This is a genomic window from Pseudomonas sp. 18175 (genome assembly GCF_050432925.1).
Classification (GTDB): Bacteria; Pseudomonadota; Gammaproteobacteria; order Pseudomonadales; family Pseudomonadaceae; genus Aquipseudomonas.
This window is the reverse complement of sequence record NZ_JBKFTO010000006.1, coordinates 239,509-258,148: the sequence shown is the minus strand read 5'-3', so window position 1 is coordinate 258,148 and position 18,640 is coordinate 239,509. Positions and strand designations below refer to the sequence as shown.

Here is an 18,640-nt window from a genome sequence, read left to right as displayed (position 1 = left end):
AGCCGCGAACAAAACACTGTATAAATAACCAGACCTAACGCCTGGGAGCGGCCGTCATGCTCGTGCACCTGTCTGTACACAACTACGCCATCGTTGAACACCTGGACCTCGAACTGGATCGCGGGATGAGCGTAATCACTGGCGAAACCGGCGCCGGCAAATCGATCATGCTCGATGCCCTGGGCCTTACGCTCGGTGACCGCGCCGACAGCGGCGTGGTACGCCCCGGTGCAGATAAAGCCGATATCCTGGCCACCTTCGATCTGGCGGACATTCCCGAGGCAGAATCCTGGCTGAGTGAACGCGACCTCAATAATGACGGCCCATGCATCCTACGCAGGGTTATTACGGCCGAAGGTCGTTCCCGTGGCTATATCAACGGTACGCCCTGCCCCCTTGGCGACTTGAAGGCCTTGGGCGAACTGTTGATCGACATCCACAGCCAACACGAACACCAGTCCCTGCTTAAAACCGACACTCACCGCCGCCTGCTTGACGAATACGCCGGCGCCACGGACCTTGCCAGGCAAGTGCAACTCGCCGCCCAGCGCTGGCGCCAGACCCGCCAGGAGTTGGAGCGCCTCTCCAATTCCGGCGACGAACAACGTGCCCGCCACCAATTGCTCAGCTATCAACTGGAAGAGCTGGAAAGCTTGGGCCTGGGTGAAACCGAGCTGGAGCAGCTTGAGCAGGAACACAAGAACCTGACCAACGCCGAAACACTGCTGGGCATTTGCCGCCAAGTCGTCGAGCAATGCAGTGAAAGCGATTCAGGCAATGTACTCAATGCATTGACCGCCAGCCTCAACCGCCTCTCCAGCGTCAATAGCGCCTCCGGCTCCTTGAGCGAAGCCACCACTCTGCTGACTAGCGCACAGATTCAAGTAGAAGAAGCCGTTGGCGAACTGAATCGCTTCCTTGATCACTTCGACGCAGACCCCGCTCGCCTGCAAGAAATAGAAGAACGCCTGGATACTATTTATACCCTGGCGCGCAAACACCGGATCCAACCCACCGAAGTCGCAACCCTGCAGCAGAAATTGCTGGACGAAATCGAAACACTGAACGCGAACGATGAGTCCATCGAGCGACTGGGCGATGAACTTGCCTCGTTTGCACGCCACTACCAAGAAAAGGCTCGCGAGCTGAGTGACCTGCGCGAGCAGGCTGCTACCAGCCTGGCTGGCGCGGTGGAACAGGAGATCCAACGCCTTGGCATGCCTGGCGGTCGCTTCACTATTGAATTACGCGCCAACGCCAGTAACGAACTGCAGCCACATGGCCTGGAACAGGTTGAGTTATTGGTCAGCGCCAACCCCGGGCAGCCGCTCAAGGCGCTGGCAAAGGTGGCATCGGGGGGCGAGCTGTCGCGCATCAGCCTGGCGATCCAGGTGATTACCGCGCAAACCTCACGAGTCCCGACACTGGTGTTCGATGAGGTAGACGTGGGAATCGGCGGGCCGACAGCAGAAATTGTTGGCCAACTGCTGCGCCGCCTCGGAGATCGGGGCCAGGTGCTTACCGTGACTCACTTGCCGCAAGTGGCCGCACAAGGACATCAGCACCTGTTTGTACATAAAGTACGCGGCAGCGATGCAACACACACGGCGGTATCCAAACTGAACAAGTCGGAACGCGTGGAAGAAGTAGCGCGAATGCTTGGAGGCATCGACTTGACCAAGGAGTCTTTGGCCCACGCCAAGAAGATGGTCGTGGCAGCGAAGGCCTGAACGGGGGAGTTTTTCTCCTTATATAGAAAGCACGAAGGCGACCCTAAGGTCGCCTTCGATCGTTCTGCAGGGTAAATCTGCAGCACTTTTTACTTTTTCTTACGGATGTACAGGACCAGATTATGGTCAACCAAATCGAACCCATGCTCCTCAGCAATCTTATGTTGCAGGGCTTCGATTTCCGGACTGGTGAACTCGATAACCTCGTTGGTATCCAGGTCAACCATGTGATCGTGATGACCACCGTCAGCCAATTCGAACACTGCATGACCGCCGTCGAAATTATGGCGAACCACCAGCCCTGCGGCTTCAAACTGGGTCAGCACACGGTAAACCGTGGCCAGGCCAACGTCCTCGTTAGACTCCATCAGCGCCTTGTAGACATCCTCGGCACTCATGTGGCGCTGCTCAGCAGAATCGAGCATTTGTAGAATCTTGACTCGTGGCAGAGTCACTTTAAGACCGGCTTTGCGTAGTTCGCTATTTTCAACCATGGTTAGCTTTCTCGCGGATGCTGCTTCGCAGCTTCTCTTAATACGGGTATGATCGGCGTTTACGTTGTCCCAGCCAAGATAGTGGAAGTCGCCCACCGATGCAAAACACCAAGCTCTTGCTAACCAGTTTCACCTTTGTGGGACTGCTCGCACTCGCCGGTTGTTCATTCCCCGGGGTTTACAAAATCGACATCCAGCAGGGCAATGTCGTCACGCAGGACATGATAGACCAGTTGCGCCCGGGAATGACCCGACGGCAAGTACGGTTTATCATGGGCAACCCCCTGCTGACCGACACTTTCCATGCTGATCGCTGGGATTATCTCTACAGCCTGCAGCCTGGTGGCGGTGAACGCCAACAGGAACGCGTCAGTGTCATTTTCAATGGCAATGACCAGCTTGTGAGCCTGTCCGGCGATTTCATGCCCGGCGTAAGCCGTGACGAAGCCTTGCTCGGCAAGGACAACGGTACCAACGTGACCGCGCCAGCGCAGGAAGCAGAGAAGCCGAAGTCCGAAGTTCCCGCCAAGCCTGGCTCGCTGCTCGACAAGATTCAGAAAGACGTCGACGGCGTGGAGACTGTTCCTGTCCCGACGCCACAGCCGCTGGACACCAGCCCGCAGTAAGTTTGCGGCGCTCAACAAAAAGCCCGGCATGCCGGGCTTTTTGCTATCTGTCGGTTGAGAAAGTCAGGAGCCCTGCTGCTTAGCCAGCGCGGCCTTGGCAGCGCGCAACCTGCGCACCTCTTTGGGGTCAGCCAGCAAGGCTCGATAGATCTCGATACGGTCACCCGACTGCACAGCGCGCACATCAGCGTCCGCGACCACCTTGCCGAATATCCCCAGGGGACAACCCGCCAGATCCAGCCCGGGAAACTGCGCCGCAATCCCCGACGCCTGCACCGCCGCCCGAAGGCTGGTGCCCACTGGCACCGTTACTGCCAGCAGAACCTGACGATCCTCGGCGGCATACACCACTTCGATCTCAAGCATGCAATTGCTTGGCCCGCTCACAGAACGCATCCACCAGGGTATTGGCCGCCTGGTTGAACAAAGGCCCCAACGTCGCCCGCACAATCGGCCCTGCATAGTCGAACGACAGATCCAGGCTGATCTTGCAGGCCTTGTCGGTCAGCGCCTTGAATACCCACACACCATGCAACTGAGTGAATGGCCCCTCCTGCAAATTCATCTCAATGGATTTACCCGGCACCAGCACATTGCGCGTTACAAAGTGCTGGCTCAGGCCACCCTTCGCCACGCCAACACTGGCGACCATGTGCTCATCACTGCTCTCCAGAACCTGCGCGGTTGAACACCAAGGCAGGAACTCCGGGTAACGCGCCACGTCGTTGACCAGGTCATAGAGCGCCTGTGCCGGATAAGGCAGCAGCGCCGAACGTTGAATATGCGTCGTCATGTGTGCGTCATTTCCACTGCTGAAGCAAATATCGCGAAAGAACAGCCCAATTCACGAAAGAAAAAAACCAAAGAACTGCCTGCATTGTCCGGGATTCGTCCAACACGCTCAAGCACGCAGGTTGACCGTAGCCGACACGCTCGCAACTCCCTATAATGCCGCCCCTATGGCTAAACAAAAGAAACACCCCACAGGGACCATCGCGCAAAATAAAAAGGCGCGACACGATTACTTCATCGAACATCGTTTCGAGGCTGGTCTGGTCCTGGCCGGCTGGGAAGTAAAGAGTCTGCGTGCCAGCAAGCTACAGCTGGTCGACAGCTATGTGCTGCTCAAGGATGGCGAGGCGTGGCTGCTGGGCAGCCATATCACCCCGCTAACCACCGCGAGCACCCACGTAATCGCCGACCCGGTGCGCACGCGCAAGCTGCTGCTCAACGCCCGCGAAATCGACAAGCTCGCCGCCGCCGTACAGCAGAAGGGCTATGCCTGCGTCTGCCTGTCCTGGTACTGGAGCAAGCACTTGGTCAAGTGCGAGATCGCCTTGGGCAAGGGCAAGAAGGAATACGACAAGCGTGATACCGAGCGCGAGCGCGATTCCAACCGCGAACTGCATCGCGCCGTGCGCAACAAGGGCAAGGAAGACTAACCCTTGCAGTGATGTAGCCTCGGGTTTTCCCCTGGCTACATCCCCTTACGCCGCTCGGCACGCGCCACGCGCTGAACCTCCTGACGTACTTCCTCCAACACTTCCTGCACGTACAGCAAATGACGCGTCGACACTTCGCGCGCCTGCTCCGCCCGCCCCTCGATAATCGCCAGGTACAAATCCCGATGCTGACTGATCAGCATGTCGCGGGTTTCTGTACGCTGCTGGTACATGCCACCAATGTTGGTCACCACGTTACGCTTGAGCAAGTCGAACAACCCGCGAATGGTGTGCAGCAACACGGCGTTATGACTGGCTTCGGCAATGGCCAAGTGAAAACTCGCATCCGCAGCGCCCTCCTCTGCCCGGCTCACTTCATCAGAGCGCGTGTAGCAATCCTGCAGCGTCTCGAACGCCGACTTCAAACGCTCGCGATCAACCTCCGTGGCGCGCAATGCAGCGTAGTAGGCACAAGAGGCCTCAAGCGTCTGACGAAACTCCAGCAAGTCGCGCTGAGCCTCAGGGTTGTTTTCCAGAAGGTGCAGCAGCGGATCACTGAAGGTCGACCCCAAGGACTCGGCGACATAATTGCCACCACCCTGACGACTCACCAGCAACCCCTTGGCCGCCAGCTTCTGGATCGCCTCGCGTAACGACGGGCGCGACACCCCGAACTGCTCGGCCAACGCACGCTCGGCCGGCAAGCGCTCGCCCGACTTCAGCGTGCCCTCAAGGATCATGCCCTCAAGCTGCTCGACGATATCGTCAGACAAACGGCGCTGACGCACCTGATCAAACCCCATAACTCACTCTCCACCAACCCGACCACTCGCCGGGCCCTCTATTCTCGCCTATCGCAGCCACCACGACACCCATCAGAACGCGCTCGTTTTATCCGATCAGCACCGCGCAACTACCGACCTACGACCAAAGTTTCGCAGGCGGCAAATTGACACACCACCCCGAAGGCTTTTAACCTAGCCAACAGCGATTGTAAATTGGTATTACCAATTGCCCAAATCAGCTTATCAGTGCCTGACCAACAACAATTAGGGGCCACCCCATATGCAAACCTGGCAACAGCTCTACAGCCCACTCGGCAGTCTCGGCCTGTCCGCTTTGGCCGCCGTTATCCCGATCGTGTTCTTCTTCCTGGCCCTCGCGGTGTTCCGCCTCAAAGGCCACGTGGCGGGCAGCATCACCTTGGCGCTGTCTATCCTGGTGGCGATCTTTGCCTTCCAGATGCCGGTGGACATGGCGCTGGCCGCCGCCGGCTACGGCTTCGCGTATGGCCTGTGGCCTATCGCCTGGATCATCGTCGCGGCGGTATTCCTCTACAAACTGACCGTCAAAAGTGGCCAGTTCGAGATCATCCGCAGCTCCGTTCTGTCAATCACCGATGACCAACGCCTGCAAGTGTTGCTGATCGGCTTCTGCTTCGGCGCCTTCCTTGAAGGTGCAGCCGGTTTCGGCGCACCTGTGGCGATCACCGCCGCACTGCTGGTAGGCCTGGGCTTCAACCCACTGTACGCCGCTGGCCTGTGCCTGATCGCCAACACCGCGCCAGTAGCCTTTGGCGCCCTGGGCATCCCGATTATCGTTGCAGGCCAGGTGACGGGCATTGATGCGTTCAAGATCGGCGCCATGACCGGTCGCCAGCTGCCTCTGCTGTCGCTGTTCGTGCCGTTCTGGCTGGTCTTCATGATGGATGGCCTGCGCGGCGTGCGCGAAACCTGGCCGGCCGCACTGGTTGCGGGCCTGAGCTTCGCCATCACGCAATACTTCACCTCCAACTTCATCGGCCCGGAACTGCCGGACATCACCTCGGCCCTGGCCAGCCTGATCTCCTTGACCCTGTTCCTGAAAATCTGGCAACCCAAGCGCACCGCAGGCGCGCAGATCGCCGGCGCCACTTCCAGCGCCACGGTTACCGCCAGCGCAGGCGGCTTCGGCCAGCCACGCAGCACTGTCGCATCGCCCTACAGCCTGGGGCAGATCTTCAAAGCCTGGTCGCCGTTCCTGATCCTGACTGTGCTGGTCACCATCTGGACCCTCAAGCCATTCAAGGCGATGTTCGCCGCCGGTGGCTCGATGTACAGCTGGGTGTTCAACTTCGCGATCCCGCACCTGGACCAGTTGGTTATCAAGGTCGCGCCAATCGTGACCAACCCAACTGCGATCCCGGCCGTGTTCAAGCTGGACCCGATCTCGGCAACCGGCACTGCAATTTTCTTCTCCGCGCTGGTTTCCATGCTGGTACTTAAGATCAATCTAAAAACTGGTCTTACCACTTTGAAAGAGACCTTCTACGAGTTGCGTTGGCCGATCCTGTCCATCGGCATGGTGCTGGCGTTCGCCTTCGTCACCAACTACTCCGGTATGTCTTCGACCATGGCCCTGGTATTGGCCGGCACCGGCGCAGCCTTCCCGTTCTTCTCGCCGTTCCTGGGTTGGCTGGGGGTTTTTCTGACAGGCTCCGATACATCGTCCAACGCCCTGTTCAGCTCGCTGCAAGCCACCACCGCACACCAGATCGGCGTCAATGACACCCTACTGGTCGCGGCCAACACCAGCGGCGGCGTCACCGGCAAGATGATCTCGCCACAGTCGATCGCCGTGGCTTGCGCCGCCACCGGACTGGTGGGCAAGGAATCCGACCTGTTCCGCTTCACCCTTAAGCACAGCCTGTTCTTCGCCACGATCGTGGGGCTGATCACCCTGGCCCAGGCTTACTGGTTCACCGGTATGCTGGTGCACTAAGACCTGCACGCAATAGGGTAAGAATCGACGCCGGGCAAGCCTGCCGGCGTCTGCTATTTCTGGAGGACCGATGAGCCTGCCTGCTGCTTTCCTACGCGACGTCGCACAACTGATCCCGAAAGATCGGCGTTTCGACGATCCCCTTTCCACCCTCGCATTCGGCACTGACGCCAGCTTTTACCGACTGATCCCACAACTGGTGATCCGAGTGGAGTCAGAAGACGAAGTCGTCGCCCTGCTGCAATGGGCTCAACGCGATCAGGTACCCGTAACCTTTCGCGCAGCCGGTACCAGCCTTTCTGGGCAGGCCATCAGCGATTCGGTGCTGATCGTGCTGGGAGACAATTGGAACGGTCGCGAGATTCGCGGGCAAGGCACGCAGATTCGCCTGCAACCCGGCGTAATCGGCGCCCAGGCCAACGCCTGGCTCGCGCCGTTCGGACGCAAGATCGGGCCGGACCCGGCGTCAATCAATGCCTGCAAAATCGGCGGCATCGTCGCCAACAATGCCAGTGGCATGTGCTGCGGCACGGCGCAAAACACTTACCACACCCTGGCAGGCATCCGCCTGGTATTGGCCGATGGCAGTCGCCTGGACACCGAAGATGAGGCCAGCGTCGCGGCGTTTCGTGAACAACACGCTGCGCTGCTTGAACGCCTGGCTACACTTGGGCGCGAGACGCGGGCCAATGCTGAATTGGCTGCGAAAATCCGCCACAAATACCGTCTGAAAAACACCACCGGCCTGTCACTCAATGCCCTGGTGGATTTCGATGAGCCACTGGATATCCTCAGCCATTTGCTGGTGGGCTCCGAAGGCACCCTGGGATTTATCAGCGCCTTCACTTACGACACCGTGGTAGACCACCCGAACAAAGCCTCGGCGCTGATCGTTTTCCCGGATGTCGAGACCTGTTGCAACGCAGTGAGCGTGCTGAAAACCCAGCCTGTCTCGGCGGTTGAATTGCTGGACCGACGCAGCATGCGCTCGGTACAGGACAAACCGGGCATGCCCGCTTTCGTACAACATCTGTCGGAAAGTGCCTGCGCACTGCTGATCGAATCTCGCGCGGCTTCGTCGTCATTGCTGCACGAACAATTGGCGCTGATCATGGCCTCCCTGGCCCAGTTCCCCGTGGAAAAACAGGTCGACTTCACCGAAGATCCCGCCGAAAACGCGCGCCTATGGGCGATCCGCAAAGACACCTTCCCCGCCGTCGGTGCCGTGCGCCAAACCGGCACCACGGTAATCATCGAAGATGTGACCTTCCCGGTCGAACAATTGGCCATCGGCGTGAACCGCTTGATCGAACTGTTCGACAAACATCACTACGATGAAGCCATCCTTTTCGGACACGCCCTGGAAGGTAATCTGCACTTCGTCTTCACCCAAGGCTTCAACAGCGCGCAAGAAGTCGCACGTTACCAAGCGTTCATGGACGACGTAGCGCAACTGGTGGCAGTGGAATTCGGAGGTTCGCTGAAAGCCGAACACGGTACTGGCCGCAATATGGCGCCGTTTGTCGAGCTGGAATGGGGCAGTGATGCCTACCAGCTCATGTGGCAACTCAAACGCCTGCTCGACCCCAACGGCATTCTCAACCCAAATGTAGTGCTCAGCGAAGACCCGCAGATTCACCTCAAGCACCTCAAGCCCTTGCCCGCCGCCGACGAGCTTGTGGATAAGTGCATCGAATGCGGTTTTTGTGAACCGGTGTGTCCGTCGAAAGGACTGACCCTCAGCCCACGCCAGCGCATCGTGATCTGGCGCGATATCCAGGCCAAGAAACGCGCCGGCATCGACACCACCGAGCTGGAAGCGGCCTACCACTACCAAGGCATCGACACCTGCGCCGCCACCGGCCTGTGCGCCCAACGCTGCCCAGTAGGCATCAATACCGGCGATCTGGTGAAAAAACTGCGCAGCCGCGACGCCAACCGTACGAAAACGGCCGAATGGCTCGCCACCCATTTCTCCACCGCACTGCAAGGCGCGCGCTTTACCCTGCATGTTGCAAACGGTGCACGCATGCTGCTGGGCGCACCACGCCTGGCAAAGTTTTCAGCCACTGTCACCAAACTGTCCAAGGGGCAAATCCCGCAGTGGACCAACGCCATGCCCCAGCCGGAGAAAGCCATACGCTTTAGCCCGGCGGTGACCGATGAACGCCCACGCGTGGTCTACCTGGCGGCCTGCGTCTCACGCGCCATGGGCCCCGCGGCCGACGACAAAGAGCAGATGTCGCTGTACGAAAAAACCTGCGGCTTGCTGGAAAAAGCCGGCTACCAAGTCATCTCGCCAGACAACCAGGACAGCCTCTGCTGCGGCCAACCATTCGCCTCCAAGGGCTACGCACAACAGGCCGAGCACAAGCGCCAGGAACTGCTCGGCGCCCTGCTCCACGCCAGCCGTGGTGGGCTCGACCCGATCTATTGCGATACCAGCCCCTGCACCCTGCGTCTTGTCCAGGACTTGGGCGAAACACGCCTGGACCTGTATGACCCGGTACGTTTCATCCGTACACACTTGATGGATCGCCTCGACTTCACCCCTCAGGAAGCCCCCATCGCCGTGCACGTCACCTGCAGCACCCAGCACCTGGGCGAAAGCCAGGCCCTGATCGACCTGGCCCGACGCTGCTCGAACAACGTGGTAATCCCGGAAGGCATCCATTGCTGCGGCTTTGCCGGTGACAAAGGTTTCACCACACCCGAACTCAACGCCCACTCACTGCGCACCCTCAAGGACACGGTGCAGTATTGCAGCGAAGGCATCTCCACCAGCCGCACCTGCGAGATTGGCCTGAGCCAGCACGGCGGCATTGATTATCACGGGTTGGTGTACTTGGTGGACCGGGTCACACAGGCCCGTGTGCATTAATCCTGCAAAAAAAACAGAACCCCTACGCGCCGGTGTAGTCATCTGCATAGGCCTCAACGAACGAGGCCCATCAGTGATGTCGCTGGCAGGCCTTGAACGCCAGCAGCGTCGAGCCCTTTTGCGCAAGGAGATACCCTATGAAGCGTTCCGCTCTTGCTGGCTTGTTCATTACCGCTGCGATGTTGGCCTCTCCTGCCTTTGCGGCAGGCGACAAGGACCTGTGCCAAATCAACATCGACAAAATCAAAAATGCCAAAACGCCGCTCCCCACCGACAGCACGGGCAAAGGCGGCGAAATAGACACGGCCGTGTCCTCCGCCATGGCGGCCCACGCCAGGGGTGATGACGAGCAGTGCATCGCGATCACCTCCAAGACACTGCAAGACCTGCAAAACCTTAACAAAGGCGAAAAATAGCCAGCCGGCGGCCGGAGACCAACCTTCGGGTTGGCCTTCCGCGACGGTTTGGCGTACACTGCATAGGCTTGTCACTCACTAAGAAACAACGAGTTACAAGCACGGGGCCGTTTAGGATTCGACGCCGGTCGCGAAACTTTAGGTGCATGCCGAGTTGGTAACAGAACTCGTAAATCCACTGTTGCAACTTCTTATAGTTGCCAATGACGAAAACTACGGCCAGGAATTCGCTCTCGCTGCGTAAGCAGCCTTAGCCCTGAGCTTCTGGTACCTTCGGGTCCAGCAATCACCAGGGGATGTCTGTAAACCCAAAGTGATTGTCATATAGAACAGAATCGCCGTGCAGTACGTTGTGGACGAAGCGGCTAAAACTTACACAACTCGCCCAAAGCACCCTGCCCTTCGGGTCGCTGAGGGTTAACTTAATAGAAACGGCTACGCATGTAGTACCGACAGCGGAGTACTGGCGGACGGGGGTTCAAATCCCCCCGGCTCCACCACTTCAACATCTAAAGACGTCCACGGACGTCTTTTTTTGTGCCTGTAATCCAGTAAATACGGGGTTTCAGCGCTGCGGGAGGCTTTCCAGGTTTTTTGAGTCCCAGGCGGTTTGGTATTCCCGGCTACCCGGCGCTAATCTTGGGAATACCAAAAGGTGTCATGGAGTACTTCTCATGTGCGCTCAAACCACCCGCCTCTCCGACCGCCAGCTCAAGGCAGTCAAACCGAAAGACAAGGATTACGTCCTCACCGATGGCGACGGGCTCCAGCTGCGAGTCAGGGTCAATCGCTCGATGCAGTGGAATTTCAACTACCGGCATCGCGTCAAACCATAACCCGCCGCGCGGTTTTTGAATCATCCGGCAGGCCCCAATGGATCAGCGCCGCGCACAGGACGCAGAACGGGGCCAGCGCCAACATGCCCATGTAGGTGTTACCGCTCACGTCGTTTATGTAGCCCACCAACAACGGCGCCACCATGCCGCTCAACTGCCCAACGGTATTGACCGCAGCAATCCCGCCGGCAATTGCAAGGCCGGTAAACGCCTGTTGCGGAATCGTCCAGAAAATCGGAATGGCAATAAAAATACCCGCCGTGGCCAGCACCAGAAATGCCGTCAGCAGGATGTAGTGTTCATTGAAATAGCACGCGGCGAAATAGCCGATGGCGCCAACCATCATCGACATCCACAAGTACTTGCGCCGCTCTCCGGAGGCATCCGAGCGCCGGGTGACGATGATCATGCCGATGGCGGCCACCAGATACGGCAGTGCCGTCAGGAACCCGACCGTCAGTTCGCTCTTTATCCCCGATGCGCCGATCAGGTGCGGCATCCAGAAGTTCAGCCCATAGCCGGTCAGTTTGATCATGAAATAGATCACCGACAGCACCGCGACCTGGCGGGTAAAGATCACCTTGAACAGCGAGGCATGGATCGGCTGCGACTGCTTCTTATCGTTGTCCAGGTTGCACTGCAGCACATCCTTTTCGTCCTGGGTGAGCCACTTGGCGGACTGAATGTCGCGATCAAGTTTGTACAGCACGACGATACCCAGCAGAGCGCAGGGTAACCCGGACAAGACAAACAGCCAGTGCCATCCGGCGAGTCCGAGAAAACCATTCATGTATTCGAGGATCAGGCCCGACACCGGCGCGCCGAGCACGCCGGCTAGCGGGATCGAGAGGAACCAGATGCCGTTCATGCTCGCCAGATTCTTTTTCGGAAACCAGCACGCCAGATAGAACAACAGCGCCGGGCCAAAACCGGCTTCCATCACCCCGATCAGAAAGCGCAGGAAATACAACGAATATTCATTGTAGGCAAACACTAGCGCGGCGGTCGCCAGCCCCCAGGAAATCATGATGCGGCAGATCCAGCTAGGTGCGCCGTAGCGTTTGAGTCCATAGCTGCTGGGCACTTCAAACAGCACGTAACCAAAAAAGAAAATGCTGGCGGCGAACCCGTACGCCGAATCCGACAGGCCGAGCTCGGCCTGCATCTGGGTCTTGGCAAAACTGATATTGATCCGGTCGAAATACGAGAAGAGGAAGCACACCATGGTGAGCGGAAGAATACGCCAGGCAATGCGCCGGTAAAGCATGAGTTCATCAACGCTGGCCGTATCGACCACAGCGCCTTGAATGGCAGTTGTCATGATATTTCTCCTTAATTGTAGTTGTTGGAGATCATTTGTTCCGGCTACGCATGGCAGCCGGTTGCTGCATTAAAAGGTTCTACAGTTCACGCACCACCCTGAAACCGATATTGCTGGTCCGCCCCTCGACCTTGTAGCCGGCGCGGCTCGCCGAGCGGATGAACGCCGGGATATTGCCCCAGGCACCACCCCGGATGACCCCTTGCGTGCATTGCCGCTCTTGCCAGGCACTGCCGTCCTGCGGTGCATTCCGGTAATCGCTGTGCCAGCAATCGTCGGTCCACTGCCAGACGTTGCCGAGCATGTCGAACAACCCGAAATCGTTTGCCGCAAAACTGCCGACAGGAGCGGTGTTCAACCATTGATCCGGTCCCGCAATAAAGCCGCCACAGCGAATTTGCGTAGGGCAATCGTCCGGGCCGTAGTTGGCCTGACTGCGACTGGCGGCCTCACCCCACCAGCGCGCGGTAGACGTGCCAGCACGGGCGGCGTATTCCCACTGCGCCTCGCTGGGCAGTGCGTACAGATGACCGGTCTTGTTCGAGAGCCATTGGATATAGGCACGCGCATCGCTGAGACTGACGTTGATCACCGGACGCTTGCCACGCCCCCATCCTTCGTCACTGGGCTTGTAAGCGTTGCAACCGCCATCGTCCAGGCAGGCATCCCATTGCTGGAACGTGACACTGGTAACCGCCATGGCGAAGGGCCTGGCAATGTTCACCGGATGCTGTTGCTCATTGCCGAAGCGCTGTGCCTCGCTCGGCGGTGAACCCATCGCGAAATCACCTGCAGGAATCGGCATCAAGGGTGGACAAGCGTCCTCGCAATCACTGAACGGCTCGCCGGACTGGGGCTTCGCTTGGCTGAGCACGGCCTGCAGGCTTTGCGCTCTGAGGCGGTTCGCCACGCTGACCGGTTGGCGTGCGGCAAGAAATTGGGCGATGTTCGCGACCTCCTCGTCGGTCAAGGATTTGGCCGCGACGTCCATGATCGGCGAAGCTCGCGTGCCGTCGCGAAAAGCGCGTAACTGAGCGTCGAGATAGCTGGCGAATTGGCCTGCCAGTTTTGGAAATGCGCTGTTTTGCGAATCACCGGCCACGCCATGGCACGCAGTACAGGCCGGAATCGCGCGCGCGCGATCACCCTCGGCGTAGAGTTTGGCGCCGACTTGCAGGTCGGCCGTGGCGGACAGCGGAGCTACGTGCGCCGAGCAAGCCTGCGGCTGGGCGGCAACCGTTCCACCTGACTGTACGCAAGTGCCTTTGGGCACCATGGTCCACTCGCCCGGGTCGTTGTCGACACTGCTCATGCCGGAGCAGGAGTGAAAACAACGGGTGTCGGCACAGTCGTTATGGCCAGCCTTGGCCACGCCATAACACACCTCGTTATCGGCGGTTTTTTGTGCGGCGGCATCGGCTTCGCTCGCGGCCGTTGCACCGATTGAGGCCAATGCCGAAGCTAACAGAAGATCTTTGAGATTCATCATCAGGGCCCGGATTCAGGACATGAACAACTGATGTGGATTGCCGCCCGCAACTCGCTCTCCCGGACGTGGGAGCCACACGCCAGCGCGCTGTTCGTTGTTAGCCTGGGTCAGGTGTGTGAACAGTTTTCCGGCTGCAGGCGACAAATGCCGAGGATCGCGCACGACCACTTTCAAGTGACGCGTGGCCCACTCGTCGCGCAGGTCGAGCGAAACCAGGTTCTTCGGCGGCCCGAGGCTTTTGAACACCTGGTAAGGAATCAGCCCTACGCCGACCCCGGCCTGGACCATGCGGCATAACACTTCGAAACTCGGCACCTGCGTTTGAATGTCCAACGGTTTTCCGGCTTCCAGTGAGCTTTTCATCGCGTGGTTGAGGATCCAGTCGTTGCCGTGCAGACCGATGTGATGATTGTCCAGCGACTCTTCGAAGCTGATCTGACCGCGCGGTGCCAGCGGATGCTTGTGATGGACAACCATGATCAGGCGATCCTGGCGGTACGGTTCGCAGTACAAATCGTGTGCCAGGCCATTGTCCGCGTACACCCCGATATCGGCCCTGCCCGCCTCTATGGCCTGCAACACATTAAGGCTGGAATCTTCCTGAAGGTCGACGCAGATCCGCTTGTGGGCGTTGAGGAAATGACTGACATCGTCGGGCACAAACTGGGCGATGGAGGATGGGTTGGCAGCGACCCTGACGCAATCCTGCGCCTGGCGCGCATGCTCCATCAGAGCGGCATGAATCCGTTGCGCGCCTTGCAACATTTGCCGCGCATGGTCGAGCAAGGTTTCACCGGCTGCGGTGAGCGTCATGCCCTTGGATTTCCTAATGAACAGCGGCAGGCCAATGGCTTGTTCCAGACCAAGCAGTCTTTTGCTCGCGGCCGAAATAGCGATGGATTCTCGTCGGGCACCGCGGGTCAGGTTGCCTTCCTCGCTGATCGAAAGCAGCAGCTTCAGCGTGGTCAGATCCAGGTGGTGTAACAAACTGATCGGATACATGTACTCACTCCGTTAAACCTGTGCGCGCCAAAGCACGCAGCGGGTATCCATTCCTTTCCCCCGGTAGCCGCTTGCAGCGCGGCGCCGTGCAGGTCATTTCGATGCCCCGGGGATCGAACCGAATGCTCGGTAGCAATCCCCATTGTTAACGCGGTCAGTTGCTGTCGCTTATAGAGTGTTCAGTAGCCATGGGAAGCGTTTGAGATGGTTGTGTTCGAAGGCTTGAATCAGCGCCTGGCGTTGCAATGTCAGAGCGATATCGTCCAGCCCGTTGAGCAGGCAGAATTTGCGGAACGGATCAATCTCGAACGCGATGGAAACGGCGTGTGCATCAGATGTGATGCGCTGCTGTTCGAGGTCGATGGTCAAATGTAAAGGTTCGATCTGAGTGGCCGCCTCGAACAGCCGATCGATCTGCTCATCCTCCAGCACAATCGGCAACAGGCCGTTCTTGAAGCTGTTGTGGAAGAAGATGTCGGCAAAGCTTGGCGCGATCATCACCCGAAATCCGTACTGCTCGAGCGCCCACGGCGCATGTTCGCGCGACGATCCGCAACCGAAATTGGCGCGCGTCAACAGGATCGACGCACCTTGGTAACGCGGTTGATTGAGGATGAAATCCGGGTTCAGTGGCCGTTGCTCACAGGCCTGCCCTGGCTCTCCATGATCGAGGTAGCGCCACTCGTCAAACAGATTCTGACCAAAGCCTGTGCGGCGGATCGATTTGAGGAACTGCTTGGGAATGATCGCATCGGTATCGACGTTGACTCGATCAAAAGGCACAACCAGACCGCGATGTTGGATCAATGGCGTCACAGTCATTTCCTTTTATGTTTATGGGTGTTTAAGCGTGCGGACATCGACGAAGCGCCCGGCAATAGCTGCCGCCGCAGCCATCGCGGGGCTGACCAGATGCGTTCGCCCACCGGGCCCCTGGCGCCCTTCGAAATTGCGATTGGAGGTTGAAGCGCAGCGTTCGCCGCTGCTCAGGCGATCGTCATTCATTGCCATGCACATCGAGCAGCCGGGTTCGCGCCATTGGAATCCGGCGCGAATGAACACTTGGTCCAGACCTTCAAGTTCCGCCTGACTCTTGACCAGCCCGGAGCCCGGAACCACCATCGCCAGCTTGATGTTGGCCGCCAGCGAATGCCCGCGCACAACCTCGGCAGCGGCGCGCAAGTCTTCGATTCGCGAGTTGGTGCAGGAGCCGATGAACACTTTGTCGAGGACGATATCTTTGATCGAAGTCCCCGCTTGCAGCCCCATGTACGCCAGCGCCTTGAGCATGCCGTCACGCTTGACCGGATCTGCTTCCTGACTCGGGTCTGGCACCCGGCCACCGACCGGCGCGACCATTTCCGGCGAAGTGCCCCATGTCACCTGCGGTTGAATGGTTGTGGCGTCCAGCGTCACCACCTCGTGGAACTGCGCATCCGCATCCGAGTGCAAGGTTCGCCAGTATTCGACTGCCTGCTCCCATTGCTCGCCGGTGGGTGCCAGCGGCCGGCCTTTGACATAGGCCAGGGTTGTGTCGTCGAAGGCAATCAGCCCGGCCCGCGCACCGGCCTCGATCGACATGTTGCAGATCGTCATGCGCCCTTCCATCGACAGCGCTTCGATGGTTGAACCGGCGTACTCAATCGCGCAACCCGTGCCACCGGCGGTGCCGATCTTGCCAATGATTGCCAGGACAATGTCCTTGGCCGTCACGCCGGGCGGCAACTGGCCGTCGACCTGGACTTTCATCGACTTCATTTTCTTCGTCAGCAGGGTCTGGGTGACCAGCACATGTTCGACTTCCGAAGTGCCGATGCCATGTGCCAGACAAGCGAAAGCGCCGTGGGTCGAGGTGTGCGAGTCGCCACAGACCACCGTCATGCCGGGCAGCGTCGCGCCTTGTTCCGGGCCGATCACATGCTCGATGCCTTGGCGGGGATCGTTCATCCCGAAGTAGGTGAAGCCATAAGTCTGCGCATTGGCGTCCAGCGTCTGAACCTGCATCCGCGAAAACGGATCACGGATCTTGCCACCGGCGCGATCACTGGTCGGCACGTTGTGATCGGCGACGGCGAGGTTGGAGGCAACCCGCCATGGCGTGCGCTCGCTCAGCTTCAGCCCTTCGAAAGCCTGCGGGCTGGAAACTTCGTTGATCAGATGACGATCGATGTAGAGCAGCGCCGTGCCGTCTTCATCGGTGGTAACGGCATGCGCATCCCAGAGCTTTTCGTAGAGGGTTTTGGCTGGCGTGGCGATGGTCATGGGGCAAGTCCCGTCGGAGATGTATCCAAATATTACTATCCGGATCCAATCCCAGACGTGACATGTCGAGATGGCTAACGTGCCGATTGGCGAGTGACACGTGCTTTTTGCTCAAGGCTTTCTGCCAACTCCTCAGTGCTTGTTGGTCAGATAGTTGACCAGCGCTGCTGCGGTGGCAGTCAGGCGATCACGATGGCGAAACACCACCACCAGTTTGCGGATCGACCACGGCTCGACAAATGGCACCACGCGCAGGTCCAGCGCGTTCATATTCAACTCGGCCACCAGTTGCGGAACCACCGCCACTCCAAGTTTGACGTGCACCATCCGGCACAACACGTCGAGGCTGCGCACGCGAATCTTCACGTCCAGCTCCTCGCCAATGTCCCGGGCGCGCTGCGCCAGCAAAGTCATCAGCGAGGTTTCCTCAGACAAACCGACGAAGCTTTCGCGGGCGATATCGTTGAACGTTACAGAACTGGCTTCGGCCAGGTGGTGGCCGCGCGGTACCACCAGCACCAGCCTGTCCGTGCGATACGGCAAGAACTCCAACTCTGCGGTGCCGGAATTGGCATTGCAGATACCGATTTCAGCGCTGCCCTCGATGACGCTGCGCATCACATGGGCGCTGCTGTGCTCATCGACGAGAATTTCCACTTCCGGAAACAAGCGTTTGAACGCCGCCAGATCTTCCGGAAGAAACTGAACGATGGCCGACAGGTTGGCGGCGATCTGCACACTGCCCTTGGCGCCCGAGGTGAACTGTGAGAGTTCGGCGTTTAGGCTTTCCAGGCTGGCAATCATCGCTTTGGCGTGACGAATGATCATTTCACCGACCGGCGTTACGGAAATGCCGCGCGATTCGCGATGAATGATCGGCAGCCCGACAATTGCCTCGATCTCGGCGATACGCCGGCTGACGGCCGAGGGCGTGATGCACTCGCGTTCGGCGGCGCGGGCGATGTTTTTTTCCTGACAAACCGTCACGAACAAGCGCAACGAAGTGAAGTCCAGTTTTCTGACTAAGTGATTCATGGCCCTCCCTTGGGCGCGACAGACTCTCGACTAACTCCAGACACGCCAACACGAATAATTCTTATTTAATGATATTAAGCCGCTACTTCAGCTGAGCACAACGTGCGACTTGCCGACATGGAATACACGCTTTTCAACGCCATTGGAAGTATCAACCAACCCTGCACAAGGTCGATCAACTGAAACTCCGCCGCTCGCTCATAGTACTGAAGCACGTCAAACCGAAGCGATCGTTCTCATTAAGTTGAACACTGTAGAAAATTCGAGAATTGATTTTCACGGCACCACCATAGACCATAGAACGCAATTGAATAGCGCCCTACATACTTGCTCTAAGAGAAACGCA

General features: G+C 58.6%; 16 protein-coding genes, 1 other RNA gene and 1 pseudogene. 8 read left to right on the top strand and 10 right to left on the bottom strand.

Annotation, left to right across the window (positions count from 1 at the left end; genetic code table 11):
• Nucleotides 1–56: 56 nt before the first annotated feature.
• A complete protein-coding gene (recN, locus tag ACLD1Y_RS10985) occupies nt 57–1,730 on the top strand; it encodes a DNA repair protein RecN (RefSeq protein ID WP_429477995.1) in 1,674 nt (557 codons plus the stop codon).
• Between the two features lie 89 nt (nt 1,731–1,819).
• On the opposite strand, the gene fur is transcribed toward recN, so the two are convergent.
• Nucleotides 1,820–2,224: a ferric iron uptake transcriptional regulator gene (gene fur / locus ACLD1Y_RS10980; protein WP_003194220.1), complete on the bottom strand. Its 405-nt coding sequence runs from the start codon at nt 2,222–2,224 to the stop codon at nt 1,820–1,822.
• Nucleotides 2,225–2,322: 98 nt separating this feature from the next.
• On the opposite strand from fur, the gene ACLD1Y_RS10975 reads away from it, so the two are divergent.
• A complete protein-coding gene (locus ACLD1Y_RS10975; protein ID WP_058427661.1) occupies nt 2,323–2,850 on the top strand; it encodes an outer membrane protein assembly factor BamE in 528 nt (175 codons plus the stop codon).
• A gap of 63 nt (nt 2,851–2,913) precedes the next feature.
• Here the strand turns inward: ACLD1Y_RS10975 and ACLD1Y_RS10970 are convergent, their stop codons facing one another.
• Entirely contained in the window at nt 2,914–3,216 is a 303-nt protein-coding gene (locus ACLD1Y_RS10970) for an RnfH family protein (protein ID WP_429478080.1), read from the bottom strand.
• On the bottom strand, nt 3,209–3,643 hold the full coding sequence (locus ACLD1Y_RS10965; RefSeq protein WP_429477993.1) for a type II toxin-antitoxin system RatA family toxin: 435 nt from the start codon (nt 3,641–3,643) through the stop codon (nt 3,209–3,211). The genes ACLD1Y_RS10970 and ACLD1Y_RS10965 overlap by 8 nt, the downstream gene beginning before the upstream one ends.
• Before the next feature lie 166 nt (nt 3,644–3,809).
• Here ACLD1Y_RS10965 and smpB point away from each other — a divergent pair, with 166 nt between their 5' ends.
• Nucleotides 3,810–4,292: an SsrA-binding protein SmpB gene (gene smpB, locus ACLD1Y_RS10960; protein ID WP_025857098.1), complete on the top strand. Its 483-nt coding sequence runs from the start codon at nt 3,810–3,812 to the stop codon at nt 4,290–4,292.
• Between the two features lie 35 nt (nt 4,293–4,327).
• Here smpB and ACLD1Y_RS10955 read toward each other — a convergent pair whose 3' ends face one another.
• Complete coding sequence (locus ACLD1Y_RS10955; protein WP_429477991.1) at nt 4,328–5,095, bottom strand: GntR family transcriptional regulator; 768 nt, start codon at nt 5,093–5,095, stop codon at nt 4,328–4,330.
• Between the two features lie 262 nt (nt 5,096–5,357).
• Between ACLD1Y_RS10955 and ACLD1Y_RS10950 the strand changes: the two genes are divergently transcribed.
• From ACLD1Y_RS10950 to ACLD1Y_RS10930, 5 genes and pseudogenes are all read left to right on the top strand, one after another.
• Complete coding sequence (locus ACLD1Y_RS10950) at nt 5,358–7,052, top strand: lactate permease LctP family transporter (RefSeq protein WP_429477989.1); 1,695 nt, start codon at nt 5,358–5,360, stop codon at nt 7,050–7,052.
• A gap of 70 nt (nt 7,053–7,122) precedes the next feature.
• Nucleotides 7,123–9,933, top strand: a complete 2,811-nt coding sequence (locus tag ACLD1Y_RS10945) for an FAD-binding and (Fe-S)-binding domain-containing protein (protein WP_429477987.1) — start codon at nt 7,123–7,125, stop codon at nt 9,931–9,933.
• 137 nt (nt 9,934–10,070) lie between these two features.
• Entirely contained in the window at nt 10,071–10,349 is a 279-nt protein-coding gene (locus ACLD1Y_RS10940; RefSeq protein ID WP_429477985.1) for a hypothetical protein, read from the top strand.
• Between the two features lie 103 nt (nt 10,350–10,452).
• Nucleotides 10,453–10,849: a transfer-messenger RNA gene (gene ssrA / locus ACLD1Y_RS10935) on the top strand.
• 174 nt (nt 10,850–11,023) lie between these two features.
• Nucleotides 11,024–11,176, top strand: a pseudogene (locus ACLD1Y_RS10930) (integrase arm-type DNA-binding domain-containing protein); the annotation flags it as partial.
• Here ACLD1Y_RS10930 and ACLD1Y_RS10925 read toward each other — a convergent pair.
• The 6 genes from ACLD1Y_RS10925 to ACLD1Y_RS10900 all read right to left on the bottom strand — a co-directional run bounded on the left by ACLD1Y_RS10925 (nt 11,175) and on the right by ACLD1Y_RS10900 (nt 18,294).
• Nucleotides 11,175–12,506, bottom strand: coding sequence for an MFS transporter (locus ACLD1Y_RS10925; protein ID WP_429477983.1), 1,332 nt, complete (start codon nt 12,504–12,506; stop codon nt 11,175–11,177). The pseudogene ACLD1Y_RS10930 and the gene ACLD1Y_RS10925 overlap by 2 nt on opposite strands.
• Nucleotides 12,507–12,585: 79 nt before the next feature.
• On the bottom strand, nt 12,586–13,995 hold the full coding sequence (gene bufA1 / locus ACLD1Y_RS10920; protein WP_429477981.1) for a BufA1 family periplasmic bufferin-type metallophore: 1,410 nt from the start codon (nt 13,993–13,995) through the stop codon (nt 12,586–12,588).
• Between the two features lie 12 nt (nt 13,996–14,007).
• Entirely contained in the window at nt 14,008–14,997 is a 990-nt protein-coding gene (locus ACLD1Y_RS10915; RefSeq protein WP_429477979.1) for a LysR family transcriptional regulator, read from the bottom strand.
• Nucleotides 14,998–15,165: 168 nt separating this feature from the next.
• The gene (gene leuD, locus ACLD1Y_RS10910) at nt 15,166–15,813 is read right to left on the bottom strand and encodes a 3-isopropylmalate dehydratase small subunit (RefSeq protein ID WP_429477977.1); all 648 of its coding nucleotides are present in this window, start codon (nt 15,811–15,813) and stop codon (nt 15,166–15,168) included.
• A gap of 18 nt (nt 15,814–15,831) precedes the next feature.
• Nucleotides 15,832–17,259, bottom strand: a complete 1,428-nt coding sequence (leuC, locus tag ACLD1Y_RS10905) for a 3-isopropylmalate dehydratase large subunit (protein WP_163908307.1) — start codon at nt 17,257–17,259, stop codon at nt 15,832–15,834.
• Between the two features lie 132 nt (nt 17,260–17,391).
• Nucleotides 17,392–18,294 (bottom strand): LysR family transcriptional regulator, encoded by a 903-nt coding sequence (locus ACLD1Y_RS10900; protein WP_429477975.1) that lies wholly within the window; start codon nt 18,292–18,294, stop codon nt 17,392–17,394.
• Nucleotides 18,295–18,640: the final 346 nt, after the last annotated feature.